Source organism: Pantoea sp. alder81 (genome assembly GCF_020179835.1).
Classification (GTDB): Bacteria; Pseudomonadota; Gammaproteobacteria; order Enterobacterales; family Enterobacteriaceae; genus Pantoea.
Map to the genome: position 1 here is coordinate 791,256 of NZ_JAIUDA010000001.1, position 25,417 is coordinate 816,672.

At 54.9% G+C, this 25,417-nt stretch carries 21 protein-coding genes; 8 read left to right on the forward strand and 13 right to left on the reverse strand.

Annotated elements, in window-relative coordinates; translation table 11 throughout:
• Nucleotides 1-74: 74 nt before the first annotated feature.
• The 6 genes from LBW88_RS03820 to LBW88_RS03845 form a co-directional block, all read right to left on the reverse strand.
• A complete protein-coding gene (locus LBW88_RS03820) occupies nucleotides 75-812 on the reverse strand; it encodes an ABC transporter ATP-binding protein (RefSeq protein ID WP_224930250.1) in 738 nt (245 codons plus the stop codon).
• 18 nt (nucleotides 813-830) lie between these two features.
• Entirely contained in the window at nucleotides 831-1,697 is an 867-nt protein-coding gene (locus tag LBW88_RS03825) for an ABC transporter ATP-binding protein (RefSeq protein WP_224928553.1), read from the reverse strand.
• Nucleotides 1,669-2,475: an ABC transporter permease gene (locus tag LBW88_RS03830; protein ID WP_414004072.1), complete on the reverse strand. Its 807-nt coding sequence runs from the start codon at nucleotides 2,473-2,475 to the stop codon at nucleotides 1,669-1,671. Before LBW88_RS03830 ends, LBW88_RS03825 begins: the two co-directional genes overlap by 29 nt.
• Before the next feature lie 95 nt (nucleotides 2,476-2,570).
• On the reverse strand, nucleotides 2,571-3,596 hold the full coding sequence (locus LBW88_RS03835; RefSeq protein ID WP_224928547.1) for an ABC transporter permease: 1,026 nt from the start codon (nucleotides 3,594-3,596) through the stop codon (nucleotides 2,571-2,573).
• Nucleotides 3,593-5,119 (reverse strand): ABC transporter substrate-binding protein, encoded by a 1,527-nt coding sequence (locus tag LBW88_RS03840; RefSeq protein ID WP_414004071.1) that lies wholly within the window; start codon nucleotides 5,117-5,119, stop codon nucleotides 3,593-3,595. The genes LBW88_RS03835 and LBW88_RS03840 overlap by 4 nt, the downstream gene beginning before the upstream one ends.
• 165 nt (nucleotides 5,120-5,284) lie before the next feature.
• Nucleotides 5,285-6,466 carry a mandelate racemase family protein gene (locus LBW88_RS03845; RefSeq protein WP_234473198.1) on the reverse strand — a complete coding sequence of 394 codons (1,182 nt, stop codon included), beginning with the start codon at nucleotides 6,464-6,466 and terminating at the stop codon, nucleotides 5,285-5,287.
• 299 nt (nucleotides 6,467-6,765) lie between these two features.
• Between LBW88_RS03845 and LBW88_RS03850 the strand changes: the two genes are divergently transcribed.
• The 4 genes from LBW88_RS03850 (at nucleotide 6,766) to LBW88_RS03865 (ending at nucleotide 11,579) form a co-directional block, all read left to right on the forward strand.
• Nucleotides 6,766-7,881 carry an ABC transporter substrate-binding protein gene (locus tag LBW88_RS03850; RefSeq protein ID WP_224928542.1) on the forward strand — a complete coding sequence of 372 codons (1,116 nt, stop codon included), beginning with the start codon at nucleotides 6,766-6,768 and terminating at the stop codon, nucleotides 7,879-7,881.
• A gap of 132 nt (nucleotides 7,882-8,013) precedes the next feature.
• On the forward strand, nucleotides 8,014-8,436 hold the full coding sequence (locus tag LBW88_RS03855; RefSeq protein WP_182057278.1) for a DUF2231 domain-containing protein: 423 nt from the start codon (nucleotides 8,014-8,016) through the stop codon (nucleotides 8,434-8,436).
• Nucleotides 8,433-9,725 (forward strand): PQQ-dependent sugar dehydrogenase, encoded by a 1,293-nt coding sequence (locus LBW88_RS03860; protein ID WP_224928539.1) that lies wholly within the window; start codon nucleotides 8,433-8,435, stop codon nucleotides 9,723-9,725. Before LBW88_RS03855 ends, LBW88_RS03860 begins: the two co-directional genes overlap by 4 nt.
• A 666-nt stretch (nucleotides 9,726-10,391) precedes the next feature.
• On the forward strand, nucleotides 10,392-11,579 hold the full coding sequence (locus tag LBW88_RS03865) for a PLP-dependent aminotransferase family protein (RefSeq protein ID WP_224928536.1): 1,188 nt from the start codon (nucleotides 10,392-10,394) through the stop codon (nucleotides 11,577-11,579).
• A gap of 36 nt (nucleotides 11,580-11,615) precedes the next feature.
• On the opposite strand, the gene uxuR is transcribed toward LBW88_RS03865, so the two are convergent.
• The 4 genes from uxuR to uxuA all read right to left on the reverse strand — a co-directional run bounded on the left by uxuR (nucleotide 11,616) and on the right by uxuA (nucleotide 16,677).
• Nucleotides 11,616-12,383 carry a Uxu operon transcriptional regulator gene (gene uxuR / locus LBW88_RS03870; RefSeq protein WP_224928533.1) on the reverse strand — a complete coding sequence of 256 codons (768 nt, stop codon included), beginning with the start codon at nucleotides 12,381-12,383 and terminating at the stop codon, nucleotides 11,616-11,618.
• Nucleotides 12,384-12,467: 84 nt separating this feature from the next.
• Nucleotides 12,468-13,886: a glucuronate isomerase gene (gene uxaC, locus LBW88_RS03875; RefSeq protein WP_224928530.1), complete on the reverse strand. Its 1,419-nt coding sequence runs from the start codon at nucleotides 13,884-13,886 to the stop codon at nucleotides 12,468-12,470.
• Nucleotides 13,883-15,364 (reverse strand): fructuronate reductase, encoded by a 1,482-nt coding sequence (locus LBW88_RS03880; RefSeq protein ID WP_224928527.1) that lies wholly within the window; start codon nucleotides 15,362-15,364, stop codon nucleotides 13,883-13,885. Before LBW88_RS03880 ends, uxaC begins: the two co-directional genes overlap by 4 nt.
• 134 nt (nucleotides 15,365-15,498) lie before the next feature.
• Nucleotides 15,499-16,677, reverse strand: a complete 1,179-nt coding sequence (gene uxuA, locus LBW88_RS03885) for a mannonate dehydratase (protein ID WP_224928523.1) — start codon at nucleotides 16,675-16,677, stop codon at nucleotides 15,499-15,501.
• 375 nt (nucleotides 16,678-17,052) lie between these two features.
• On the opposite strand from uxuA, the gene LBW88_RS03890 reads away from it, so the two are divergent.
• Nucleotides 17,053-18,354, forward strand: a complete 1,302-nt coding sequence (locus LBW88_RS03890; protein ID WP_224928521.1) for an MFS transporter — start codon at nucleotides 17,053-17,055, stop codon at nucleotides 18,352-18,354.
• Between the two features lie 15 nt (nucleotides 18,355-18,369).
• Nucleotides 18,370-20,763, forward strand: a complete 2,394-nt coding sequence (locus LBW88_RS03895; protein WP_224928518.1) for a TIM-barrel domain-containing protein — start codon at nucleotides 18,370-18,372, stop codon at nucleotides 20,761-20,763.
• 225 nt (nucleotides 20,764-20,988) lie between these two features.
• Here LBW88_RS03895 and LBW88_RS03900 read toward each other — a convergent pair whose 3' ends face one another.
• Complete coding sequence (locus LBW88_RS03900; RefSeq protein WP_224928515.1) at nucleotides 20,989-21,534, reverse strand: NUDIX domain-containing protein; 546 nt, start codon at nucleotides 21,532-21,534, stop codon at nucleotides 20,989-20,991.
• A 43-nt stretch (nucleotides 21,535-21,577) separates the two neighbouring features.
• Nucleotides 21,578-22,486: a LysR family transcriptional regulator gene (locus tag LBW88_RS03905; protein WP_224928512.1), complete on the reverse strand. Its 909-nt coding sequence runs from the start codon at nucleotides 22,484-22,486 to the stop codon at nucleotides 21,578-21,580.
• A gap of 105 nt (nucleotides 22,487-22,591) precedes the next feature.
• On the opposite strand from LBW88_RS03905, the gene LBW88_RS03910 reads away from it, so the two are divergent.
• Complete coding sequence (locus LBW88_RS03910; RefSeq protein ID WP_224928508.1) at nucleotides 22,592-23,686, forward strand: NADH:flavin oxidoreductase; 1,095 nt, start codon at nucleotides 22,592-22,594, stop codon at nucleotides 23,684-23,686.
• Between the two features lie 62 nt (nucleotides 23,687-23,748).
• On the opposite strand, the gene LBW88_RS03915 is transcribed toward LBW88_RS03910, so the two are convergent.
• Nucleotides 23,749-24,651 carry a ParB/Srx family N-terminal domain-containing protein gene (locus LBW88_RS03915; RefSeq protein WP_224928505.1) on the reverse strand — a complete coding sequence of 301 codons (903 nt, stop codon included), beginning with the start codon at nucleotides 24,649-24,651 and terminating at the stop codon, nucleotides 23,749-23,751.
• Between the two features lie 131 nt (nucleotides 24,652-24,782).
• Here LBW88_RS03915 and LBW88_RS03920 point away from each other — a divergent pair, with 131 nt between their 5' ends.
• Nucleotides 24,783-25,415 carry a DapH/DapD/GlmU-related protein gene (locus tag LBW88_RS03920; protein ID WP_224928503.1) on the forward strand — a complete coding sequence of 211 codons (633 nt, stop codon included), beginning with the start codon at nucleotides 24,783-24,785 and terminating at the stop codon, nucleotides 25,413-25,415.
• The last annotated feature ends 2 nt before the right edge of the window (nucleotides 25,416-25,417 follow it).

A 25,417-nucleotide genomic window follows, 5' to 3' on the forward strand; every position in this document is an offset into this window, starting at 1 on the left:
AGCGTCAAATCAGGTGCGCATCGATGCGCACCTGATTAAACATTTAGCGTTGTCGTTAAAGCCACCATTAACGTTTACGTTCGACTCGACTCCACCAGCATCTGCGTATAACCCACCTGCGCCCGATTCCCCACCAATGCATCGATATCCAGCGTCTCCAGCACTTTCCCGTGCTGCATCACCGCAACCCGATGACACAAATGCGCCACCACGCCGAGATCGTGTGTCACCATCAAATAGGTGAGATTTTCCTGCTGCTGCAAATCACTCAACAGGTTCAGGATCTCCGCCTGTACCGACACGTCCAGCGCTGAGGTTGGCTCATCCAGTAATAACACGCGCGGTTTGAGGATCAACGCACGCGCAATGGCCACACGCTGGCGCTGACCGCCAGACAGCTGATGCGGATAGCGGGTCTGCCATGCCCGGTTCAATCCAACCTTCTCCAGCATCGCAATGACGCGCTGCGTACGTTGTCCGATACCGTGAATGTGCAGCGGCTCTTCCAGAATATCGCCAATGGTGTGGCGTGGATGCAACGAGCCGTAGGGATCCTGAAATACCATCTGCACCTCGCGACAGCGGGCGCGAGCAATGCGATGCTCCAGTTTTTGCCCGGCAATCGCAAGTTCACCATCCCAATGGGTAAACAGCCCGGCAAGACACTTCAGCACCGTAGTTTTCCCCGATCCAGACTCGCCGACCAGGCCAAAAATTTCCCCTTCACGCACCGACAAATTGACGTCATACAGCACCTGATTGCGCTGCTCGTCTTCGCCGAAACTGAGGTTAAGGTGACTCACACGGATCATCTCGTTCATGCTCTCTCCTTAAGGTTGTAACCAGCTTGCCTGACGCTGTAGCACCGGCAATCGCGAGCGGCGTGCGTCCATATCCGGCAGCGCGGCCAGCAATCCCTGGGTATAAGGATGCTGAGCGTGATCGAGTTGATCGGCGGCCAGCGATTCGACCACGCGGCCGGCATACATCACCAACACGCGATCGCAAAAACGTCGCACCAGATTGAGGTCGTGGCTGATGAAGATCAGACCCAGCCCGCGCTGCTGCACCAGTTCATCCAGCAGCGTCAGCACCTGCAAACGAACGGAAACATCCAGCGCCGAGGTCGGCTCATCGGCAATCAGCAGTTCCGGGTCGGTAATCAGCATCATGGCGATCATCACGCGCTGACCTTGTCCGCCGGAGATCTCATGTGGGTAGCACTGATACACGCGCTTTGGGTCGCGGATCTGCACCACCTCAAGCATCTCTAGCGCCCGCTGGCGTGCCTCCTCACGTTGTCCGGGATGGTGGCTGCGCCAGGCTTCGGCAATTTGTTCGCCCACGCGTACCACCGGGTTCAGCGAGTATTTGGGGTCCTGCATGATCATTGAAATACGCTTGCCGCGCACGGCACGCATCTGTGCAGGGGAAGCCCGCAGCAGGTCGACATCAGCAAACTGCATGCGCTGGGCGGTCACTTGCGCGCTGCGCGGATGCAGTTGCAACAGCGCGCGACCCACCGTGGATTTGCCCGAGCCCGATTCACCGACAATCGCCAGCTTCTCCTTGCCCAACTGGAAAGAGATGCCGCGCACCGCTGGGGTAATCAGGCGGCCATTGACGAAATTAACCTGAAGATCCTGCACGTCGAGCAGGGGGGCAGCGCTATTCGCTGCGGGGATCGAGGATGTCACGTAAGCCATCTCCTAAGAAGTTAAACGCCAGACTGTTAATCAGAATCGCTAACCCAGGCACGGTGACCACCCACCAGCACTCCAGCATATAAGTGCGGCCACTGGCGATCATCGCGCCCCATTCCGGATCGGGCGGCTGTGCGCCTAAACCGAGGAAACCCAGACCTGCCGCGGTCAAAATGATGCCCGCCATGTTCATGGTGATACGGATGATCACCGAGGGCAGGCACAGCGGCATAATGTGTTTCCACAGAATGCGCAGGGGAGACGCGCCCTGTAAGCGCACGGCAGAAACAAAGTCTGCCTGCCGCAGTGACAGCGCTTCTGCGCGTGCCAGGCGAGCAATCGGCGGCCAGGCGGTGAGGGTAATCGCCATCACCACATGTTCCAGGCCCGGGCCAAGCGCCGCAACAAACGCCAGTGCCAGCACCAGACTCGGGAATGAGATGAAGATATCGGTGACACGCATTAATACACTGTCCACTTTGCCGCCAAAGTAGCCGGCAGTGACGCCCAACAGCAGGCCTAATGGCCCGACGGTAATCGACACCAGCATGACGATATACAAGGTAATGCGCGCCCCCCACACCAAACGACTGAAGATATCGCGTCCAAACTCATCGGTGCCAAACCAGTGCTGTGCGTTCGGCGGCGTGAGTGCGTTATTCAAATCCTGAATCAATGGATGGTAAGGGGCGATCCACGGCGCAAACAGCGCCACGATCAGCAGCAGTAAAATGATGCCTCCGCCGATGGCCGTGAGGGGATTGCAGGCCATTTGCCACAGGAAATGGCCTATACGCGAGAGGGTACGACGACAGCGTGCCACGCGTTCGCGGGTGGTGCTGGCATGAAGCAGATCGAGAGAGGCAGTCATACTTTGGTCCTCGGATCGAATACCTGATAAAGCAGGTCAGAGAGCAGGTTAAGCAGCACGAAAATCAGGCCGACCACCAATACGCAACCCATCACCGCATTCATATCGCCGAGCATCAGGCTGCCCGTGAGATAAGAGCCAAAGCCAGGCCAGGAGAATACGGTTTCAATCAGCACCGCGCCTTCAAGCAGCGATCCGTATGCCAGCGCCACCACCGTCAGCAGTTGCACCAGAATGTTGCGGAAGGCGTGTTGCCAGATCACCTGCCACTCGGTCAGGCCTTTCACTCGCGCAGTCAAAATGAACTCCTGCGACAACTGCGCCAGCATAAAGCTGCGCGTCATGCGGCTGATGTAGGCGAGTGAATGGAAACCCAGCAGCGAAGCGGGCAGGATCAGGTGATTGAGCGCGTTGTTAAACACCGTGATATTGCCCGCCAGCAGCGCATCCACCAGCAGCAGACCAGTGCGGCGCGGCACAATGCCATCCAGACTGAAATCAACCCGACCGGCACCGCCGACCCAGCCCAAATGCGCGTAAAACAGCAGTAAACCGATCATGCCGACCCAGAAGATTGGCGTGGAGTAACCGGCCAGACTGATAATGCGCACCAGATAATCCACCAGGCTGTTGCGGCGTGCCGCAGCCCAGACGCCCAGCGGCACACCGAGTCCGGTGCCGAGCACAATCGCCAGCGTGGCGAGTTCCAGGGTGGCAGGAAATACGCGCAGGATATCGTTGATCACCTGCTGCCCAGTGAGCAGCGCCAGGCCCAGGTTGCCGTGCAGCAAGCCTTGCAGGTAGATCCAGAACTGCATCCACAGCGGTTTATCAAAGCCTAACTGGTGATAAACCTGCTGGTAAGTGGCGTGGTCGGCGTCTGGCCCGACAATCGCCAGTACCGGGTCGAGCGGCATGACGCGGCCAATAAAGAAGGTCAGCAGCAACAGGCCAAACAGCGTGATGGCGACCTGCAATGCGCGGCTACGCACCCGCCTCCAGTAGCGTTTTGTTAAGGTCATTGGACACCTCCGGCCAGGCTGTCTGGCGTTTTCCACACATCACGCAGGAAGGTGGTGGCAGAAGGATGCGGCACATAATCTTGCACGCGATTATTCACCACCACCGAATCGGTCATCTGCGAAATCGGCATCAGTGCGGGGATCAACTGGTCGTAACGCTGTTGAATCGCGACGTAATCCTGCTGCTGTTTGGTGGTGTCTCGCTCCAGCAGCGCCTGATCGATCATCTGATTAAGCTGAGCATCGTAGAAGCCAGTGCGCCAACCCTGGAAGTTGGTGAGTCGGGCGCTGTCAGCATTGTTGGGGTTATACACCAGCGAGCGCAGGCTGGAGTGCGGATGCGGCTCCACACCACTGCCGCCGCGTCCCACCAGCAGATTGAACTGACGTTCACGCATCGCACCGTAAATCTGGTTACCGGTGCCGGTGATGATTTTGGCGCGAATCCCTGCCTGCATCAGCGTGGATTGAATGGCGATGGCGATATTGAGGAACGGCTGATCCGCCAGCACGCGCAAGGTGGTGTCGAAGCCATTAGGGTAGCCCGCTGCGGCTAGCAACGCTTTGGCGCGCGGCACATCGAGGCGATAACCGGGATCGGGCAGTGTCTCAGGCATACCGGATTGAATCGGACGCTGATGCAAGGTGCCATAACCGGCCATCAACGTTTTATTGATGCCCTGATAATCGACTAAGTAGCGCACGGCTTCGCGCACCTGCGGATTGGCGAAATGGTCATCCTTCATGCTCATCGCCAGGTAATAGATCGTGCCTTTCTGCACCGCATCAATGGTGAGATCCGGATCGTGGCGCAGCGCCTGCACATCGGGGATCGCCATGTTACTGGCAATGTCGATATCGCCTTTCTCCATCATCAAGCGCAGGGTTTGTGACTCTTGCAAATGGCGGAACACCACGCGGGTTAACCTGGGAGCGCCACGCCAGTAATTTTCATCCCTGCTCATGCGCAATACATCTTTGGCCTGCCAGATATCAAGACGGAACGGGCCGGAACCGGCTTCGTGCGTGGTCAGCCAGCGGTTGCCCCAATCATTGTTCACCGCGTTGGCCTGCACCGTTTTGCTGTCCAGCACCACCATGCTGCCAAGTGCGGCCAGGGAATAGATCACCAGTTGCGGATCGTTAGGCTTAGGCAGCTGGATCACCACCGTGCGGGCATCGGGGGCAGTGATCATCTGATCCACGTTGTCTTTACTGAAGCCGTAGGATTTCCACACGGAGGCTTGCGCCAGATTAAGGTGCAACACCCGGCGCATCGACCAAATCACGTCTTCGCTGGTGAGCGGGTTACCGGAATGGAAATGCACGCCGTCGCGCAGATGGAAAGTGAGTCGGCGATGATCGGCGCTGATCTCCCAGCGTTCCGCCAGTGCAGGGCGCACGTGGGTGAGCTGGCGCGGATCCAACTCGACGAGCCCATCATAGAGATTGACCACAATGCCCACCACTTCATTGCCGGTCATCGCGGCGGGGTCCAGCGTCAACAGGTTGTTCATGTTCATGCCCACGATCAGCTGGTCGTCTGGCGTGGCGGCCAGCAGCGACGGGCTACCCGTGAGCAGCAACAGCGCGGCGCACCACGCTCTGCAATAACGAGAGATGTTCATAAGCAAAGTCCAGCAGGTCAGAGGTTTATAGTTGTTTGCCGTACTGCTTGTGTTCGACGCTTACCAGCGATTGAGCGTATGCGTTTCAATCCAGCTGAAATTAATGTCCTCCCCAAGTCCAGGCCGGGTAGGCAGGTGAACAAAGCCCTGATCGTCCATCGGATCGACCAGACTGTTGAGATAGGCAGGTGGCTGTTCATAATCGAGGAAGGGGTGCAACAATCCCCGTTCGTACCAGCGGCAGTTACGAATCGCACCCACCACCGCGATGCTGGCCGCGCCGTTGCCGTGCACTTCACAATCCATGCCGAAGGCTTCTGCCAGGCTGGCCACTTTCATGGTGGCAGAAATGCCGCCAACGCCGTTGGCTCCGGCACGCAGGATGTCACAGGCACCTGCACGTACCCAGTCGGCACGACTGTGGTGTTTGCCGCCGAGGCTTTCCGGGCCGAGTACATCGATACTGAGGTTCTCCGCCAGCCAGGCATAAGAAGCCATGCTCTCCTCTTCCATCGGCTCTTCAAACCAGGCGAAGTTGAGCTTTTCCAGCGCCTTGCCGATGGTGAGCGCCTCACTGCGGCTGTACCAGTGGTAGCCATCCAGCATCAGGGCGATATCCGGGCCCACCGCTTCACGCACCGCCGCGCAGGCCTTGATGTCCATCGTGGTGCTGGGTGCAAAGGAGACCGGCGGCATCCAGGTATGTAACTTGATCGCCTGATAACCACGCGCCACCAGCTTTTCAGCAAACTGTGCATATTCATCCGGCGTTGAGAGGCCGCCTTCCAGTTCGTCGCCACACATGGTGCTGCCGTAGGCGGGAATTTTTTCACGATAGCCGCCCAGCAGTTTGTGCACCGGTTGCTTGAGCTTGCGGCCAATCAGATCCCACATCGCCTGTTCGACAGCGGAGAGGGCGCGCTCGGTAAGTTGGTGCGCGCTGCCACGCTGCCAGTGCACCAAATCCTGCCACAGGCGTTCACGATCAAAAGCGTTTTGCCCGATCAATACCTTGCGGAAGAAGGCGTTGACCACATGCGGTCGTATGACTTCTGCTGGCGCAAAGGCGTATCCACAATCGCCGTCTTCGCTTGTCAGCGTGAGCAGCGCCATTTGCGCATCGGTTTCTGCACCAGGGTGCGAGTGGCCCGCGCTATCTGATACGCGGCGCGTAGGGTAGGTAAAGAGAGTGACATCAATGGCGCTGATCTTCACGGTAAGACCTCCAGACAGGATTTCCATGCTCAGGGCGAGCGTTAAATTAAAAATAAAACAGCGTTTCAATTCGTAATTTAGCGTTCACAATTTGTTTACGCATTAGCTGAAATGCGGGAAGAGAGGGCGATTACCTGGGCAGTTGCATGGGGTGCTGTGAGCACTTTCACGAAAGGAGGTCGTTTTGTGAGCGGCTACACAGTAAGAAAAACGGCAAGGGGATGTAAAAAAATGTGTCGCTGGGGCTTTTCATTTCTTTTCAGCCAGGTAATAGTGACGCCGCGAAATTTTAATAATAATCATTATCATTTGTATGGGTAGACAAAATGAAACAATGGCTGTTAGCACTGGGGTTACTGGCTGTAACGGGTTCTGCTTCGGCAAAAATCATCACTGACATCGCCGGGCGTCAGGTTGAAGTCAAAGAAGAATCAAAACGCATCATTCTGGGTGAAGGGCGCCAGATGTATCTGCTGGCGGCATTCGATACCGCCGCGCCTTTCCATCGCGTAGTGGGCTGGCGTGATGATTTCCATAAAGCCGACTACGACGGCTATATGGCGTACGAGAAAAAATATCCTGAGATCAAAAAGCTGCCGACCTTTGGTGGGGCGAAAGATGGCACCTTCAACGTTGAGCAGGCGCTGACGTTAAAGCCAGATCTGGTGCTGATGAACCTCGAATCAAAAGCCGCCACGGATGAAGGCAAGCTGATTGAGAAGTTGCAGGCGGTGGGCGTTCCGGTGGTGTTTATCGACTTCCGCGAGAAGCCGATGGAGCACGCCGAGAAAAGCATCCGCATCATGGGCGAATTGGTGAATAATCCGCAGCGTGCTGAAGAGATTGTGGCCTTCCGTCGCGCAGAGATTGAAAAGGTGACCGATCGCCTGAAAAACTTCACCGGCACACGTCCAAAAGTGATGATTGACCGTGCAGGCGGCTACACCGACGAATGCTGCATGTCCTTTGGTGATGAAAACTTTGGTCAGATGGTCGAAATCTCCGGCGGGAGCAATATCGCTAAAGATCTCATCCCTGGCACCTTCGGTACGCTAAACCCAGAGCAAATCATTGCCAGCCGCCCGGATGTGGTGGTGGTGACCGGTGCCAACTGGAAGAACTACAACACCGTGGGCAAATGGGTGGGCGTTGGCCCTGGCGCAGACACCAAAGAAGCCACGGCACGTCTGAAGTTGCTGATGATGCGCGATGCGTTTAAAACCCTGCCGGTTGCCCACAACGGCAATGCACACGCCATCTGGCACCAGTTCTACGATAGCCCGTATCAGTTCGTCGCGATTCAGGCATTGGCCAAGTGGCTGCATCCGGATCTGTTCAAAGATCTCGATCCCGACGCCACTTTCCGCGAGTTCCATGAGAAGTTTCTGCCATTGCCTTATCAGCCGGGTTACTGGGTGACATTGCCTGCGGATAAGTCATAACCTTTAGGCTTTTTGCGCTAATAGCGCGCATTACTCTTCATCTTTACTAATATTTTACAGGCGGTTGACTGCGATTTCGGGGAAGCGAAACGTAGCCATCGCCTGAATAATAAACGTAATAGGGAGAGTGAAATGTTGTATACCTCGGGACGTTCAGCGTTTGCGGTGGGGCTTTACGCTCTGCTGGAACCGCTACCGCTGGGCTTTTTTGTTGCAGCCTGGCTGTTTGATATCATCTATCTGCAAACCTTCGTCATCATGTGGACCAAATCAGCCAGTTGGTTGATTGCTATCGGTCTGGTGCTCGCCATCCTGCCAAGATTAATCAGTCTTGTTTACTTATTTCGCGGCCCTTATCCCAGTGAGAAGACCCATTTCTGGCTGTCACTCCTGGCCATCGTCGTGGCTATCGCAAATGCCTTCATTCACAGTCGTGATGCGTATGCCGTGGTACCGCTAGGGGTAACGCTATCGACTCTGGTGGTGGCACTGCTGTTGCTCGCCAACGTGCAGTTAGCGCTGCGTGGACGCACCACAGCAGGAGGTCGCGCATGAAACAGATTCTGAGTGCAGTGACCCTCGCTATGCTTCTCAGCGCCTGTGATGATGGCGCACTGATCGATCCGCAAAAACAGATTGGCCCCAATCCTGAACTCCCCCAGGCGCAAAACTTCTTCGTACCGCCGATGCAGGTGCCGGAGGGTATCCCATGGAAAGCCGGTGAAATGCCAAAAGTGGCGGACGGGCTGAAGATTGAAAAGATCGCGGATAACTTACAGCATCCACGTCAGGTATTAGTGTTGCCGAACAATGATGTGCTGGTGGCCGAATCCAACGGCACACCGAAACCCACTACCGCGCCGAAAGATCTCATTACCGGCCTCGTGAAAAATGCTTCGGGCAAAGGCGGGGCGGGCGGCAATCGCATCACGCTGTTGCGTAATGTGAACGGCAAGTGGGAGCAACATCGATTTATCGATAACCTGACCGCGCCGTTTGGCATGCAGCTGGTGGGCAATACGTTGTATGTTGCCAACGCCGATAGCCTGGTGAAATTCCCGTATGAAACCGGACAAACTGAGATTCGTACGCCGCCCGTGGTGGTGACTGAACTGCCCGGCGGGCCGATTAACCATCACTGGACTAAGTCACTGCTGGCCAGCCCCGACGGCAGCAAGCTGTACGTCGGGGTAGGATCGAACAGTAACATTACGGAAAATGGCATTGGTGCCGAATATCGTCGAGCGGCGGTACTCGAAGTCGATGCGGCGAGCGGTGCCAGCCGTATCTATGCCAGTGGGCTGCGCAACCCCACCGGTCTGCAATGGGAGCCGCAAACGGGCAAGCTGTGGGCGATCGTCAATGAACGTGACGAGATTGGCTCGGATCTGGTGCCGGATTATATGACCTCGGTGCAGGACAAAGGCTTCTATGGCTGGCCGTACAGCTATTATGGCCAACATGTCGATGTGCGGGCGCAGCCACAGCGGCCTGACTTAGTAGATAAAGCCATCAAGCCAGATTACGCGCTCAGTTCGCACGTGGCACCGCTCGGCCTGCTGTTCTATGGCGCTGACAACATGCCGCAGTATCGTGGTGGGGCGTTTATTAGTGAGCACGGCAGCTGGAACCGCACGCCGTTGAATGGCTATCAGGTGGTGTGGGTGAAATTCGAAAACGGCAAACCGGTTGGGCAGCCACAGCCGGTGGTCACGGGATTCCTGACCGATGACCAAAAACAGGTACGGGGCTTACCGGTGGGACTGGCGTCAGATCAGCAGGGCGGTGTGCTGATCGCGGATGATGCCGGTAATGCCATTTGGCGTATCAGCTCTGCCAACTGATTTCTGCAGGCAATAAAAAAGGACTTGGCTTGATAGCCAAATCCTTTTTTTATGTTCGCTAACCGGCTGGTAACCGCGCTGCGAACGGGGTGCTCAGCACTCCTCACAAAGCAAATCATAAAATGTGCGGGGGAATATTTCAAGTTTCGCAAAAGTACTGTATGGTTATACAGGTGTTGAGTGGCGAGCGCAGTCTCATTGTTTTCTGATGACTCCCAGGGGCGCGGATTGTCAAATCCCGGCAGGTTTCAGGTGGTGCTGGCCTGTGGCTTCCACAATGAGTGGCGCTCAGCACTCCTCACAATTGTGCTTAGGCCATCGGCGGGTGGAGTCAAAGCCCCGGTAGCCGAAAGACGCGCTCCTGTCAGAGGAGAAGGAAAGTGATGGAACTTGTTCGATTGCTCCTGGACCTGGTCCGGGTCGTCCTGCAAATCATCGTTGCCCTTTTGCAACTGACCGGTCAGGCGCACTGACCGGAACTTGAAACAAGGCGGAGCTTACCCCTCCGCCTTTTTTCGTTAGTTTCACCAGGTGATTTTTTCTCAATGCCTGTAGTTACCTTCCGGCACTAAATTCTCTTTGCCATTCAGTGAAAATGTGATTATCAGCTTAGCTAACTTATGTTATGAATTTAGTCTTAGAAAAATATAATCAGGTAAAGGTTTTATGTCGTCGCAAAAATTGTCCAACAGCGTTCAACGCATTCATTCATCTGCCATTCGTGATTTATTGAAACACAGCAAAATGGAAGGGGTGATCTCACTCGGTGGCGGTATCCCTAATCCGGATCTGTTTGATACCGAAGGCCTGCAGATTGCGATGGATCGTGCGTTATCGCAGGATGGCCACAACGCGTTTCAGTATGGCTTGAGTGAAGGGGATCCGCTGTTACGTGAAGCGATCTGCCGCATTTCAGCCGACCGCGGTATTGATTGCACGCCGGACGACGTTGTAATCACCTCTGGCTCACAGCAATCACTGGATATTCTCGCCCGTGCCTTGATCAACCCAGGCGACATTGTGGTCGTTGAGCGTCCAACTTATCTTGCCGCATTGCAGGTTTTCCAGCTGGCTGAAGCGCAGTTCAAATCTGTAGGTACTGACGGCGAAGGCATGATTGTCGATGAGCTGGAAGAGTTGGTTAAACAGACGCCCATTAAAGCCGTCTATATTGTACCGACCTTTGGCAACCCAAGCGGCGTCACCTTATCTGATGCGCGTCGTCAGCAGTTAGTCGCGCTGTCGAAACAGTATGACTTCCTGATTTTTGAAGACGATCCCTACAGCGAGATTAACTTCACCAACCAGACTTTCCGCCCGCTGAAATCCCACGCGCAAGCCATGGGTGCCAGCGAGAATGTGATTTATACCTCGACCTTCTCTAAAATCCTGGCGCCGGGCGCACGCGTTGGTTGGATCACCATGCCGGGCTGGTTGAAGTCATCGGTGGTGAACCTGAAGCAGGCAACGGATCTGCATACCAGTTCATTGTCGCAGTCTATGACGCGTCATTATCTGGAAACGGGGCGTTTACCGGAGCAGATTAAATTGATCCGTGCGGCCTACAAACAGAAGTGTGATGCGCTGTGTACGGCACTTGAGACAGAGCTGGGCGACCGGCTGCACTTCTATCGTCCGCTGGGCGGGATGTTCCTGTGGGCAACCTTCAAAGAAGCGTTCAACACCACAGAATGGCTGAAAACCACCCTGAGCAACGGCGTGGTGTATGTGCCGGGTGAGTTCTTCTACTGTGATAATCCGGATACTTCAACGCTGCGTATTTCGTATGCCTCAGTATCAGAAACCAATCTGGCCGTGGCAGCACAGCGCTTGAAAGCCTCATTACCGCAGTAAGCGTTCTGAAAGAGCCCTTTGCTGAAAGGGCTCATCCTAGCCGTTGGCACTGTCCAGCGGCCAGGATTCAAACAGATAACCATCAAAATCGATGTCATCGACATCTGAAAACTCCAGCAGTCGCTGCTTCACGTTCTCCAGATGCTGCCACATGGCTTGCTTGGCGGCGCGCGCGTCTTTCTTGATCAGCGTGGCGAGGATCTTCTTGTGATCGTCAAGCCACTGTTTGCGGTAATCGTTATTCACCAAATGTCGATGTAGCTGACTCCACATCACGTTATCTTCACGCCACTGCCAGGATTGTTTAAACAGCTCGACCAACATGCTGTTATGGGTCGCTTCCGCAATCGCTAAATGGAAATTACGGTCGCCATTCTCGCTTTCGTTGACCGCACCAGAAGCCAGCTCTTTCTCTTCCAGTTCCAGCGCCTGACGCATCTTGATGATGTCTTCACGCGTGGCCTGAAGGGCGGCAAACTCCGCGATGTTACTCTCCAGAAGCTGACGCGCCTGCAGCATCTCAAACGGGCCGGCATCATTACAGGCGGCTTGAGCCGTCGCGCGCGGTGCGGGGCTGTCGTTTACCACGTAGATCCCAGCACCACGACGTACCTCGATCAAACCCTCCAGCTCCAGCATGATCAGTGCTTCACGCACCAGCGTGCGGGTCACATCCAGCAAGGCAGCCAGTTCACGCTCAGGTGGCAACCGTTCACCCACGGCGTACTGCTTTTGCGTAATCATGTTACGCAACATTTCCCCTACTTCCTGATAAGGGCGCTGTGCTGATGCTTGTGTTTTCATGAGCTCTTTTCTGCTGATTAAGAAGTTTACGACCACCGACGCTGCCATCATTTGCGCCCTGCACTATAGCACAGGGCGTGATTTTCACTTCGGATTGAGGGTGAAGTAGCGCTGTGCGTTATTGAAGCAAATATCTTGCAGCATGCTGCCGAGCACCGCTTCATCGTGCGGCACAATCCCTTCCTGCACCCATTGGGCAAGCAGATTGCACAGAATACGACGGAAGTATTCATGGCGCGTATAGGAGAGGAAGCTGCGTGAATCCGTCAACATGCCAACGAACTGGCTGAGCAGGCCGATCTGTGAGAGTTGCTCCAGCTGACGCAACATGCCATCGCGTTGATCGTTGAACCACCAGCCAGACCCAAATTGCACTTTGCCCGCAATCCCTGTGCCCTGGAAGTTACCTGCCATCGTGGCCAGCACTTCGTTATCACGTGGATTGAGGCAATAGAGAATGGTTTTGGGCAGTTGATCGTTGATATCCATCGCATCAAGCAGGCGTGAAAGCGGCAGGGCAATATTGTTATCACCAATCGAGTCAAAACCGCTGTCAGCACCCAGCAGACGGAACAGGCGGGTGCTGTTGTTGCGGATGGCGCCGATATGCAGCTGCATCACCCAATCACGTTTCGCATATTCAGCGCCGAGCCACACCAGCACTGCGCTGCTAAACTGGGCGACCTCCAGCTCGCTGAGCGTGTCGCCGTTGCGGCGCTTAGACAGAATGGCGTCCAGCACGTTGTCATCCGGAACCGGGGCGAAGCGCAGCACTTCAATACCGTGATCTGATGCCCGGCAGCCGTGGGCGGAGAAGTGATCTAAACGGCGCAGCAGGGCGGTGCGCAGTGCATCAAAGTTATTGATTGCGACATCCGCTGCCGATTCCAGGCGACCCAGATAGTCAACAAAGCCATCCAGCTCAATCTTAAATATCTTGTCCGGACGCCAGCTCGGTGCAACATCGATGTCAATGCTGCTATCTTCGGCAATCTGGCGGTGATACTGCAGGGAATCAATCGGATCATCTGTGGTACCCACCATACGCACCTTCATCTGGCGCATTATGCCGCGCGCGGAAAACGCAGGCGTTGCCAGCTTCTCGGCACACTCATCCCACACGCGTTGCGCGGTGTCGGGTCCAAACAGCGTATCGGTGATGCCAAACGGGCGGCGCAGTTCCAGATGGGTCCAGTGATACAGCGGGTTACCAAGAGTCTTTGGCACGGTGTGTGCCCAGGCGAGATATTTGTCGTAGTCGTTGGTGGTTTTACCGGTGATCAGCGATTCATCGACGCCCGCCGCACGCAGCGCACGCCATTTGTAGTGATCGCCTTCCAGCCAAATCTGTCCGAGGTTGGCGAATTGACGATCTTCGGCAATCTCCTGCGGATTAAGATGGCAGTGATAATCGTAGATCGGCATATCTGCGGCAAAGTCATGGTACAAACGACGAGCAACATCGCTTTGCAGCAGGAAATCGTCATCCATAAAGTGCTTCATTTCGGCTCCTGATTCAGGGATGTAACGGTGGCGCGGGCACCATACTGGCAAAGTTGTGCGTACACCTGTTGTAGGGTACTGACGAATCCTGCATTGGCAGGCAAGTCGTCACCAAAAATGGTTTTCACAGCGAGCAGGGCGCTAACGCGCGCATCGCCTTCTGGCGTGTGCTGGTTAATGTCATGCAAGGTGGCATGTAATGGGTCAACCACATCAAATGGCTCACCACGCTCATCCTGCCCAAGCACGTAACGCATCCATCCGGCAATCCCCAGCGCCAGGTGGCGATAGTCACTGCCGTGCTTTAGGTGATAGCGCACAGAATCCAGCCAGCGCTGCGGCAGCTTCTGACTGCCATCCATCGCAATCTGTTGCGTCCGGTGGCGCAGTGAAGGGTTGCGAAAGCGTTCGATCAGCTGATGGGCATAGGCTTGCAGATCAATTCCGTCTGGCATCGATAGCGTGGGCACCTGCTCCTGCAGCATTAATGCTAATGCCGCCTGACGATAGGCCGGAAGTTGCATGGTGTCGGCAATGGTCTCGCAGTTGCCCAGATAACCGAGGTAGGCGAGAAACGAGTGGCTGCCGTTAAGCATGCGCAGTTTCATCATTTCGAAGGGCGCAACGTCCGCCACAAACTGCGCGCCAACGCGATCCCAGTCAGGACGACCGTTGACGAAATCATCTTCGATCACCCACTGACGAAACGGCTCGCACGCCACGCCGCAGGGATCATCAACGCCCAGTAGCGCACGAATTTCCTGCTGTGTTTCGTCAGTCACCGCCGGCACGATGCGGTCAACCATACTGCTGGGAAAGGTAACGTTCTCACCAATCCACTTCGCCAGCTCCGCATCGCGCAACTGCGCAAAGCCCACCACAGCAGCGCGGGCAACATGGCCGTTATCGCGCAGGTTGTCACAGGACAGCACGGTAAACGGTCCTACGGCACGTTCACGACGCACACGCAACGCTTCTACGATAAAACCAATCGCGGACTTTGGTGTGGCGGGATGCGCAAGATCATGCTGAATCAGCGGGTTGTCAGCATCCAACTCTCCGTTGGCACCTTGGGTGCAGTAACCTTTCTCAGTCACCGTTAATGAGACGATTGCGGTTTCCGGGCGAGCCAGCGCTTCGATGATGCCATCATGCCCATCCAGTGCCGGATGTAACGCCTCTTTGATGGCGGCTACGATATGAACTTGGTTCTGTTCGGCGCCTTTTTCCGTCACGCTGTAGAGCAGATCTTGCTGGCGCAGTTGCTCCACCAACAGTTTGCCGCTTGCCGACATCAGGTTGACCTCACAGATACCCCAGTCACTGTCGCTGATTTCAAGCAGATGATGCAGATAAAGCGCCTGATGCGCGCGATGAAATGCGCCACAGCCAATATGTACGATACGCGGTACCAGCCGTTGGTGATTCCAGGCGGGGCGGTTCACTTTTAGTTCGCCGCTGGCAAGGTTATGTTCCATGTAAACTCCATTCGACCCGATGCGCATAAATGCGCACCCTACATCGGACCGTTGCATTTTGGGCAGAGGCCCCGTGTAGCCTTCCGATGGATTGTAGGGTCGCCATTGATGGCGACCACAACGGCGCTAAACTTTCAGAAATAAGCGCGGTGAATCGCTAACTCCACGCCGCGAATCTCTGCCAATCCTTTCAGACGACCAATCGCCGAATAACCGGGGTTAGTCTTCTTGCGCAAGTCGTCGAGCATCTGGTGACCATGATCCGGGCGCATCGGAATCAAATCTTCCTGACCGGCCGCTTTACGGCGATGTTCTTCTTCAGCAATCGCCTTAATCACCGCAAACATGTCGACATCGCCGCCCAAATGCGCCGCTTCGTGGAAGGTATTTGGATTCTCTTCGCGTTTGGTTGACCGCAGGTGCGCAAAGTAAATACGTGGACCAAAACGTTTAACCATACCGGCGAGGTCGTTTTCAGCTAATACGCCATAAGACCCGGTGCACATGGTGAAGCCATTCGCCGTGCTCGGTACGGTATCGATCATCCACTGCAAGTCTTCCGCGTTGGAAACGATGCGCGGCAGACCCAGAATTGGACGCGGTGGATCATCCGGATGCACCGCCATACGTATGCCGGCCTCTTCTGCCACCGGAATAATCGCGCGCAAGAAGGTGGCGAAGTTTTCACGTAACTCAGCTTTGCCGATACCGTCATAACGGGCCAATTGCGCACGGAACTGATCCAGCGTGTAACCCTCTTCGGCACCCGGTAAGCCAGCGATGATATTGCGCGTCAGGCGGGTTTTATGCTCTTCGCTCATGGTGGCGAAACGGTCAGCCGCCTGAGCAATTTCCGTGGCGGTGTAATCGTTTTCTGCCCCCGGACGCTGCAGGAGGTGCAGTTCAAATACGGCAAATTCAATCTGATCGAAACGCAGCGCTTTTGCGCCATCAGGTAACAGGTATTCGAGGTCAGTGCGGGTCCAGTCGAGGATCGGCATAAAGTTGTAGCAGACGGTTTTAATACCGCATTGCGCCAGATTTCGCAGCGACTGCTGGTAATGACGGATCCACTTCTCACACTCACCGCTGCCGGTTTTGATCTCTTCGTGAATCGGCACGCTTTCAACCACTGACCACACTAGACCCGCCGCTTCCACGATGGCTTTGCGCTGCATAATTTCGTCTACCGACCACACTTCACCATTCGGAATGTGGTGCAGGGCAGTGACGATTCCGGTCGCGCCAGCCTGTCGTGCATCAGCAAGGGAAACGGGGTCATTCGGGCCATACCAGCGCCAGGTCTGCTTCATGTTGTTACCTCATTTGGGTCCTGAAGATGCAACTCAAGACTATTCTTATATTGGTTGACCTATTTATCGGTTAGCGCATCGCTCATGGTTAAGATTGCGCTCTCAGGGCCTAAAATTCGGCTCTTTGACGGCTCATGTCAACCTCACAAGCCATTTTGGTTAACCAGATCACAATTGCGGCATCTGACGGGCGACCAGCTTAAGCATCTGTGGTTCACTCCTGGCGGATGGTTAGAGATGACTCACTGAAGTCGCTCCTCAACAACAAGCAACAATTCCTGGGCGGCAGCCAACGATATTTCCGGTTTATCGCTTGCCCGCGCATTCACCACAGGATTTGTAAGCTCATGATGTTAATAAAGAATGGAGAACCAGATGAACCGCAGTTTGAATCCAGGGATCGCTGCCGCTGGCAGCAAACGCACCTTCCGCAATTTGCGCTGGTGGGTATTGGTGTTGTTCTTAGCGGGCGTCACCGTCAACTACATCACCCGTAACTCATTGGGCATTCTGGCGCCTGAGCTGAAAACCAGCCTTGGCATCACCACTGAACAATATTCATGGATCGTCGGTGCCTTTCAGCTGGCGTATACCTTCTTCCAACCGATTTGTGGCTGGCTGATTGATGTGATCGGCCTTAAGGTCGGCTTTCTGATTTGTGCCTCGGTCTGGGCTGTTGCCTGTCTGTTCCATGCAGGTGCGGCGAGCTGGGTGCATCTGGCCATTCTGCGTTTTGTGATGGGTGGAGCGGAAGCTGCTGCCACGCCGGCCAACGCCAAGGTATTAGGTGAATGGTTCCCGAAAAAAGAGCGCCCGGTTGCGGCGGGATGGGCAGGCGTGGGCTTCTCGATTGGCGCCATGCTGGCACCACCGATCATTTACTTCGCTCATGCTTCTTTTGGCTGGCAGGGCGCGTTCCTGTTTACCGGTTGTCTGGCGCTGGCGTGGGTGGTGCTGTGGTGGCTGCTGTATCGCGATCCTGAAATTCATCCCAATCTGTCGGCATCGGAACTGGAATTTATTCGTCAGGATAATGAACCGCCTGCCGTCAAACTCCCTTTCTTCAAAGCACTGAAGAGCGTCTCGAAAAATAAACGTTTTTACGGTATCGCCATTCCTGCCTTTATGGCTGAACCGGCGTGGGGTGTGCTCAGTTTCTGGGTGCCGCTTTATCTGGCTAAAGATCTCGGCATGGATCTTAAGCAGATCGCCATGTTCGCCTGGATGCCATTCCTGGCAGCGGACCTCGGCAGCGTCGCCAGTGGCTATCTGACACGTCTCTACACTCGGCTGTTTGGTTTAAGACTGGTCAACTCGGTGGTGGCCAGCTCGGTCACCGGCGCCTTCCTGATGCTTTCTCTTGCGCTAGTGGCGCTGACCAAAGATCCGTATGTGGCGATTGCGCTGATTTCGATTGGGGGCTTCGGGCACCAGATCATCTCCTGCATGCTTAGCGCGCTGGTGGTGGAGAAGTTTGATAAAGGCCAGATGGCCACCGTCAACGGCATGCGCGGTTCTTTCGCGTGGATCTCCAGTTTCCTGTTCTCGCTGGTGATTGGCGTCACCGCCGACAAAATTGGCTTTAACCCGTTATTTGTCGCCATGGGCTTCTTCGACCTGATTGGCGCGGTCTTCCTGATTGCATTTATCGCTGAACGTCGCGCCCAGCGCGCCTGAATAAAGTAGGTAACAATGAAAACCTTAAAAAATTGGTCACTCACTCATTCTGATCAACACCATGTTGCGTTAACCGTCGATGGGAAATACCAGCTGAACCTCTTCGTGCTGGAATCCGGCATGTTCCGTGTTTCGATTAAACGCCAGAGTGGCTATGCACTGGATCGCACCTGGAGCATAGCGCCAGACAGCGATGTGCCATGGGAAGGGCGCCCGCGCGATAGCCTGGCGGGCTTTACCCTGCCAGGATTCACCCTGGAAGAAGAGGGCGACACACTGGTGGTCTCCACCGATGTGTTGCGCGTCATTGTGCATCAACCGCTGGCGCTGGAGTGGCAACATCGTGATAGCGCCGGAACCTGGCAATTGCTGACTTGTGACCGCCCAACCAGCGCTTACCAGATCAACGCGCACGGTGATGGCGTGGCGCACTACCAGCGCCGTATGAACGATGATGCCTATTATGGTTTGGGCGAGAAAACCGGTGATCTTCAACGCAATGGCAAGCGCTATGAGATGCGTAACCTGGATGCGATGGGTTACAACGCTTCATCGACCGATCCGCTGTATAAGCACGTGCCGTTTACCATTACACGTCGCAGCGATGTGAGCTTTGGCCTCTACTACGATAACCTCAGCAGTAGCTGGTTTGATCTCGGTAATGAACTGGATAACTATCATCTTCCTTATCGTCGCTGGCAGGCGGAAAGCGGTGATATTGATTACTACCTGTTTGTTGGCAGCAAAGTGCTGGATGTCACCAAGGCCTTCGTGCGCCTGACCGGTAAAACGCTGTTTGGCCCGAAATGGAGCCTCGGTTACAGCGGTTCAACCATGCATTACACCGATGCGCCGGATGCGCAAAATCAGCTGATGAACTTCATCCGTCTGTGCGAGGATCACGACATTCCGTGCGACTCGTTCCAGTTGTCTTCGGGATACACCTCGATCAACAACAAGCGCTACGTGTTCAACTGGAACTACGACAAAGTGCCACAGCCGGAAGTGATGAGTCAGGCATTCCACGATGCCGGTTTGCGTCTGGCTGCCAACATCAAACCTTGCCTGTTGCAGGACCATCCGCGCTACGAAGAAGTCGCGGCGCAAGGCTTGTTTATCCGCGACTCAGAAGAAGATGCGCCAGAGCGTTCGGTGTTTTGGGACGACGAAGGTTCGCACCTTGATTTCACTCATCCACAAGCGGTGGCCTGGTGGCAGGAGAACGTCACGCAACAGTTGCTGGCGAAGGGCATCGATTCGACCTGGAATGACAACAACGAATATGAAGTGTGGGATGGCGAAGCGCGTTGTCATGGCTTTGGTACGCCGATCGCCATCAAGCATATTCGCCCGGTGATGCCGCTGCTGATGATGCGTGCCTCGATGGAAGCGCAGCAGCGTTTCGCGCCGGAAAAACGTCCGTTCCTGATTTCACGTTCTGGCTGTGCCGGGATGCAACGTTACGTGCAGACATGGAGCGGTGATAACCGCACCAACTGGACTTCACTGCGCTACAACATTCGCATGGGCCTCGGGATGAGCTTATCGGGTCTGTACAACGTCGGGCACGATGTGGGTGGCTTCTCAGGTGATAAGCCGGACGCCGAACTGTTTGTGCGCTGGGTACAAAACGGCGTGATGCACCCGCGTTTCACCATTCACTCGTGGAATGACGATCACACGGTGAATGAGCCGTGGATGTATCCGTCGGTTACGCCTGCGATTCGTGCTGCGATAGAACTCCGCTATCGCCTGCTGCCGTATCTCTATACCTTACTGTGGCAAGCGCACGCGGATGATGAACCGATGCTGCGCCCGACGTTCCTCGATCATGAGCATGACGCGCAGACCTTTGCCGAGTGCGATGAGTTTATGCTGGGCCGTGATGTATTAGTGGCGAGTGTGGTTGAAGCGGGTCAGCGTGAACGCACTCTGTGGCTGCCGGATAACCAAACCGGCTGGTATGACTTTGCGACCCAGCAGTGGTACAGCGGTGGTCAATCGATCACGCTGCCTGCACCGCTGGAAACCCAGCCGATGCTGGTCCGCGCCGGTGCGGCCTTGCCACTGAGCCAGCGTCTGCGCCATGTTGATGCGCAAGCAGATGACCGCCGGACGCTGCAGCTTTATCCATTACAGGGAAAAGGCGTGAGTAACGGACTGGTGTTCGAGGATGACGGTGAGTCCTGGGGTTATCAGCAGGGTAATGCGCTGTGGCTAAACTGGGAAATGCGCAGCGATGCCGAGGCGATTCATCTTAACTTCCAGCGCAAAGGCGATTATCAGCCGGCATGGAAAACGCTTCAGATTGCCTTACCAGCTGGAGAACTGCGCCAGCTTTATATTGATGGTGTAGCGGTTGCTGCGTCAGATGCGCAAGCAGTGCTGGCAGAGATAGCGAGTCACTAAGCGTCTTTGTTTAGGGAGGAGTGTGCAGCCATGCACACTCCTCACACTTACAGGGTCCTGCCTTAGCAGCGTGCCCTGGGAATAACACGCAACAACATCATCAGTTCGTTATTCATGAACAGCACTTCAAACTCCCGATGACTCAAGGAAATCCCTCTTTTCATTGGTCCAATATTTTTCATTCAGCTCATATTAGCCAACGAAAAATCGAGCTTTATCTTTGAATTAATCAATCAACCCCTTCGCCCGCGCCAGTAAAAACGCGGTCACTGAAGTGGCATCGGTGACTTTGCCTTCCAGCACCAGTTGCAGAAACTCACTGATCTTCATTTTGCGTGCGGTGAGCCCGACTTCCTCGGCATCCAGATTTTGCCCCTGGTAGCGTAATTCGCTGGCGAGATAGATGTGATAGCCTTGCGCAGAGTATCCCTGCGCCAGTTTTTGATAGCCAACGTATTGCCAGCGATCGGCAATCAATCCCGTCTCTTCCTGCAGTTCGCCTGCGGCGAGCGTTTCCGGTGAAGCATCGGGATTCAGCTCCCAACTGCCTTGTGGCAACTCAATAGTGCGTTCACTTACCGGGTAACGATACTGCTCAACCACAAAAATGCTGTCCTGCTCCACTGGCAGAATCACCACGAAGTCATCCTTTTCAATCACCGAATAGATACCTTCGCTACCGTCAGCTCGTTGAATTTTATCTTCTTTGAGTGTCATCCAGCGATTGCGATAGATCTCTGTCGATGCAAGGGTATGAATTTCAGGTTTCAAATGGGGCCTCCAGGAAATGAATCAGTGAGTCACCGATTTAAGCCTAAAACTGTGTTGTGGTGACAGGTAACTTATCTGTTTTTTCCATCGCGTGTTTTAAAGCATTCAGGAATACCGTTACACGTGCGGGTAATTGCCGTGTGGTCGGGAACAGGGCCCAAACGCCGAGCATTTGCGGTTGGGCATCCAGCAACTCAATGGCGACCAGATCGCCCGCGGTCAGCTCTTCACGGATATCCCACTCTGATAACTGGGCGATGCCACTGCCTGCCATGCACAGGGTGCGCACTCCCTCCACGTTACTGCCACTGAAACGACCTTCCACGCTCAGGCTGGAAATATGCCCGTCAATGATAAAGCTCCATTGCACTACGCCGGAAAGTCGCAGGCAGTTGTGATCATGTAAGTCGTTTAATGTCTGAGGCGTGCCAAAGCGTTGAAGATAACCGGGTGAAGCACACAGCATACGCGGATTGTCAGCAAGACGGTGAGCCACTAAACGGGAGTCACGCAGCGGCGCAATGCGAATGGCGACATCGTAACCCAAACCCACCAGGTCTGTGACGTCATCGCTTAGTTGAAACTCAATGCGCAATTCTGGATTAGCCTCCATCAGGGCAGGCAACAGCGGAATAATGGTGCGGCGACCAAATCCCGATGGCGCTGTAATCCGCAGTTGTCCGGTCGCACCTTGCTGGTGCGGAGAAAACAGATTGCGTGCGCTCTGCTCAGTTTCCGCCAGCGATTTCGCATAGGGCAGAAACTCTTCTCCCTCCACGGTCAGCGCGATGGCGCGGGTGGTACGGTGCATCAGACGCACGCCAAGATCTTCCTCCAGCGAAGCCAGCCGACGCGACACCGTCATCGGCGTCGCATTCAGCCGCCGAGCCGCCTGCGTCAGGCTACGCGTTTGCGACACCATCAGGAAAACCTCAATATCTTTGGAGTTCATTTTAACGATTTCCGTTATACAGACGTATCATCTTCGGTCATTTTTACCGCTAAAGCGACACACTATAATGCGCTCTGACGATAATCAGGGAATGTGAAGTAGCTAATGGCCGATAAACACTTATTTCAGAGCGGTACCTTAAATCGACTCGCACTGAAAAATCGCATCATGGTGGCTCCCATGACACGTATCTCCGCCACGGTGGATGGCGTACCGGGCGACCGCATGAAGCACTATTACGAACGTTTCGCGCGCGGTGGTTTTGGCACCATCATTACGGAAGGGCTGTATATCGATGAAGCCTGGTCGCAGACGTATGCCTTCCAGGCAGGCCTGGTCAATAGCCGACAGGTTGCCGGCTGGCGTGCCATCACTGAGGGTGTACATCAGCATGGCGGCAGGATCATTGCGCAACTGATGCATGCCGGGGCGATTTCTCAGGGCAATATCTACCGTAACGACACGCTCGCGCCCTCGGTGGTGCAACCGCGTGGCGAGCAACTGGGTTTTTATCATGGACATGGCAATTACGCGTTGCCTGGAGAAATGAGTGAGGATCAGATTCAGGCGGTTATTCAAAGCTTTGCCGAAACTGCTGCACGCGCCATTGGCGTAGCGGGATTTGATGGTATCGAAATTCACGGCGCGAATGGCTATCTGCTCGATCAATTCTTCACGGATTACACCAATCAGCGTCACGATCGATGGGGCGGTGATATCGCTGCTCGCCTGTCACTGACCCTGGCGGTGATCCGCGCGGTACGCCAGCGTATAGGCCACGATGTCACTTTAGGTGTACGTATTTCACAAGGCAAAGTGAATGATTTCCATCATAAGTGGCAGGAAGGGGAAGCGGGCGCAAAACAGGCGTTCTCTCTGTTGGCTGAGTCAGGTATTGATTACCTGCATCTCACCGAATACGACGCACTGCAGCCAGCATTTCCTGGCAATACGCTTTCGCTGGTGCAGATTGCGCGTGAGGTGGCGCCGAGCCTGACGATTGTGGCCAATGGTTCGCTGTCAGACAGTAGCAGCGCGTCTCAGGCGCTGGAGCAGGGCGCTGATTATGTCGCGTTGGGTAAAAGCGCGCTGGCGAACCCTGACTGGCCGATGCGTATCCGTGATGCAGCGCCAATGCGTGAGTTTGATAAAAATCTGCTAGCCCCTTCCGCTGATGTGAAGGATTGCGAGTTGGGGTAATGATTTAACCGCGGTAAAAGAGGGTAATAAGCACGGGTGTAATGTACGCCCCGTGCTTGCCATTACTGTTTGAAAGCCCAACCCAGTTTGCCATCTTCAGAAATCAGCTTGTCCAATTTCTTTTCGTTCACTTTTTTCATTGCGCCGAGCTTTTCAGCGGTCAGCGCACCGCTATCGCTTTGCGCAATCACCGTGTCCCTGGGAATATCCGTGATTTTTTCGGCAATGGCACTCACTGCTTTGCCATAGCCTTTGCGGTCATGCAGATCGAAAGATTTTAGCGGGAGCACGGTTTCCAGCCACTTTCCCCAATAGAACTCCAGGAACGGCGGGGGATTGTCCTCTTTCTCAAAGCCGATATCGCGCACGAAGTAGACCATTGAGCGATACTCATCATCCTGCATATGCTTGCGGCCCAACACTTTTGGCAGCGCATCCGGTTTGATCTTGCCTTTCGGGGTATCCAGCCAGACCAGATGCGCAGCTTCCATCTGCTGCCAAAAAGCACTCATGGTTTTCAGGCTGCGGAAGTCATTGGTGATACGCACCTGGACATGGGTTTTTAAACCACCGATGTCGGCGAAGTTACTGAAAGTATGGTGACCATCGGTGAGATACAGTGCGTTATCCGGGGCGATGACGGCGGTCTTCATCGGTCCGGGTTGCGCACCCACGGGCGCTTTACAGGTAAAGCTGTCCGGATCGGAGATGCGTGATTTACTGCTGAATTTATCCACGCCTTTCTGTCCCATGCTCTCGCAGAAATCATCGAACAGCTTTTTGGGATCGGCTTGATAGCGATGCAGTTTGTAATCCAACTGGCGATAGCCAATGGCTGCCTGTGTAGGATGCAGTTGCGACAATTGCACCTGCACAATATCGCCCGCTTTAATATCAGCGGGCAGTGCAGCAGATGCCTGTCCAGCTGACCATAAAAGTGCCAGCAGTGACCACGGTGATTTCATTCCCTTTCCCTATTCGCCCTCAACTGGGGCGCTACGATAGCATTTCTGTCATCTTGCCGCTTTAGTGTTGTGCTTCGAAGTTGTCATGAAACAACTCGTTATCCAGACATCTGACCACATTGGAGCTTGCTATGGCACTTGCCGCTGTTCAACCGGCTAAACTGCAACACACGATCATCGATCCTAGCGTGCGTATGCGCGAAACCCACATTGGTCAGCAATGTGAAATTCTTGCGGAAAGTTATCTTGAATATAGCGAACTGGGTGATTTCTCTTACCTCGGCGAGCACTGTTGCGTCGCTGATGCACAGATTGGGCGCTTTACCGCCATTGCCAATCAGGTACGCATTGGTGCGCCTAACCATCCGATGGATCGCGCTTCCCAGCATCGTTTTACTTATTGCCCGGAATATTATGATCCTCAGGCGCAGCGCGATGCGGGTTTCTTTGCCGACCGCCGCGACGATCGTGTGATCATTGGCAATGATGTGTGGATTGGTCACGGAGTGATTGTACTGCCGGGCGTCACTGTTGGTGATGGCGCGGTATTGGCTGCTGGCGCGGTGGTGACCAAAGATGTGGCACCTTACACCATTGTCGGCGGCGTCCCTGCGAAAGTTATCCGTGGACGCTTCACGCCCGAAATCGCGACGCAGTTACAGGCGATTGCCTGGTGGAACTGGCCGCTGGAGAAGTTGATGGCGCATCTGGCGGATTTCCAATCGCCGGATATCGCCGCCTTCTGCCAGCGGCACGCGGTGTAAAA

Coding starts and splice junctions, on each gene's coding strand:
- LBW88_RS03820 (WP_224930250.1), bottom strand. CDS start 812: ATGATCCGTGTGAGTCACCTTAACCTCAGTTTCGGCGAAGACGAGCAG.
- LBW88_RS03830 (WP_414004072.1), bottom strand. CDS start 2,475: ATGGCCTGCAATCCCCTCACGGCCATCGGCGGAGGCATCATTTTACTG.
- LBW88_RS03835 (WP_224928547.1), bottom strand. CDS start 3,596: ATGACCTTAACAAAACGCTACTGGAGGCGGGTGCGTAGCCGCGCATTG.
- LBW88_RS03840 (WP_414004071.1), bottom strand. CDS start 5,119: ATGAACATGAACAACCTGTTGACGCTGGACCCCGCCGCGATGACCGGC.
- LBW88_RS03845 (WP_234473198.1), bottom strand. CDS start 6,466: ATGGAAATCCTGTCTGGAGGTCTTACCGTGAAGATCAGCGCCATTGAT.
- LBW88_RS03850 (WP_224928542.1), top strand. CDS start 6,766: ATGAAACAATGGCTGTTAGCACTGGGGTTACTGGCTGTAACGGGTTCT.
- LBW88_RS03855 (WP_182057278.1), top strand. CDS start 8,014: ATGTTGTATACCTCGGGACGTTCAGCGTTTGCGGTGGGGCTTTACGCT.
- LBW88_RS03860 (WP_224928539.1), top strand. CDS start 8,433: ATGAAACAGATTCTGAGTGCAGTGACCCTCGCTATGCTTCTCAGCGCC.
- LBW88_RS03865 (WP_224928536.1), top strand. CDS start 10,392: ATGTCGTCGCAAAAATTGTCCAACAGCGTTCAACGCATTCATTCATCT.
- uxuR (WP_224928533.1), bottom strand. CDS start 12,383: ATGAAAACACAAGCATCAGCACAGCGCCCTTATCAGGAAGTAGGGGAA.
- uxaC (WP_224928530.1), bottom strand. CDS start 13,886: ATGAAGCACTTTATGGATGACGATTTCCTGCTGCAAAGCGATGTTGCT.
- LBW88_RS03880 (WP_224928527.1), bottom strand. CDS start 15,364: ATGGAACATAACCTTGCCAGCGGCGAACTAAAAGTGAACCGCCCCGCC.
- uxuA (WP_224928523.1), bottom strand. CDS start 16,677: ATGAAGCAGACCTGGCGCTGGTATGGCCCGAATGACCCCGTTTCCCTT.
- LBW88_RS03890 (WP_224928521.1), top strand. CDS start 17,053: ATGAACCGCAGTTTGAATCCAGGGATCGCTGCCGCTGGCAGCAAACGC.
- LBW88_RS03895 (WP_224928518.1), top strand. CDS start 18,370: ATGAAAACCTTAAAAAATTGGTCACTCACTCATTCTGATCAACACCAT.
- LBW88_RS03905 (WP_224928512.1), bottom strand. CDS start 22,486: ATGAACTCCAAAGATATTGAGGTTTTCCTGATGGTGTCGCAAACGCGT.
- LBW88_RS03910 (WP_224928508.1), top strand. CDS start 22,592: ATGGCCGATAAACACTTATTTCAGAGCGGTACCTTAAATCGACTCGCA.
- LBW88_RS03915 (WP_224928505.1), bottom strand. CDS start 24,651: ATGAAATCACCGTGGTCACTGCTGGCACTTTTATGGTCAGCTGGACAG.
- LBW88_RS03920 (WP_224928503.1), top strand. CDS start 24,783: ATGGCACTTGCCGCTGTTCAACCGGCTAAACTGCAACACACGATCATC.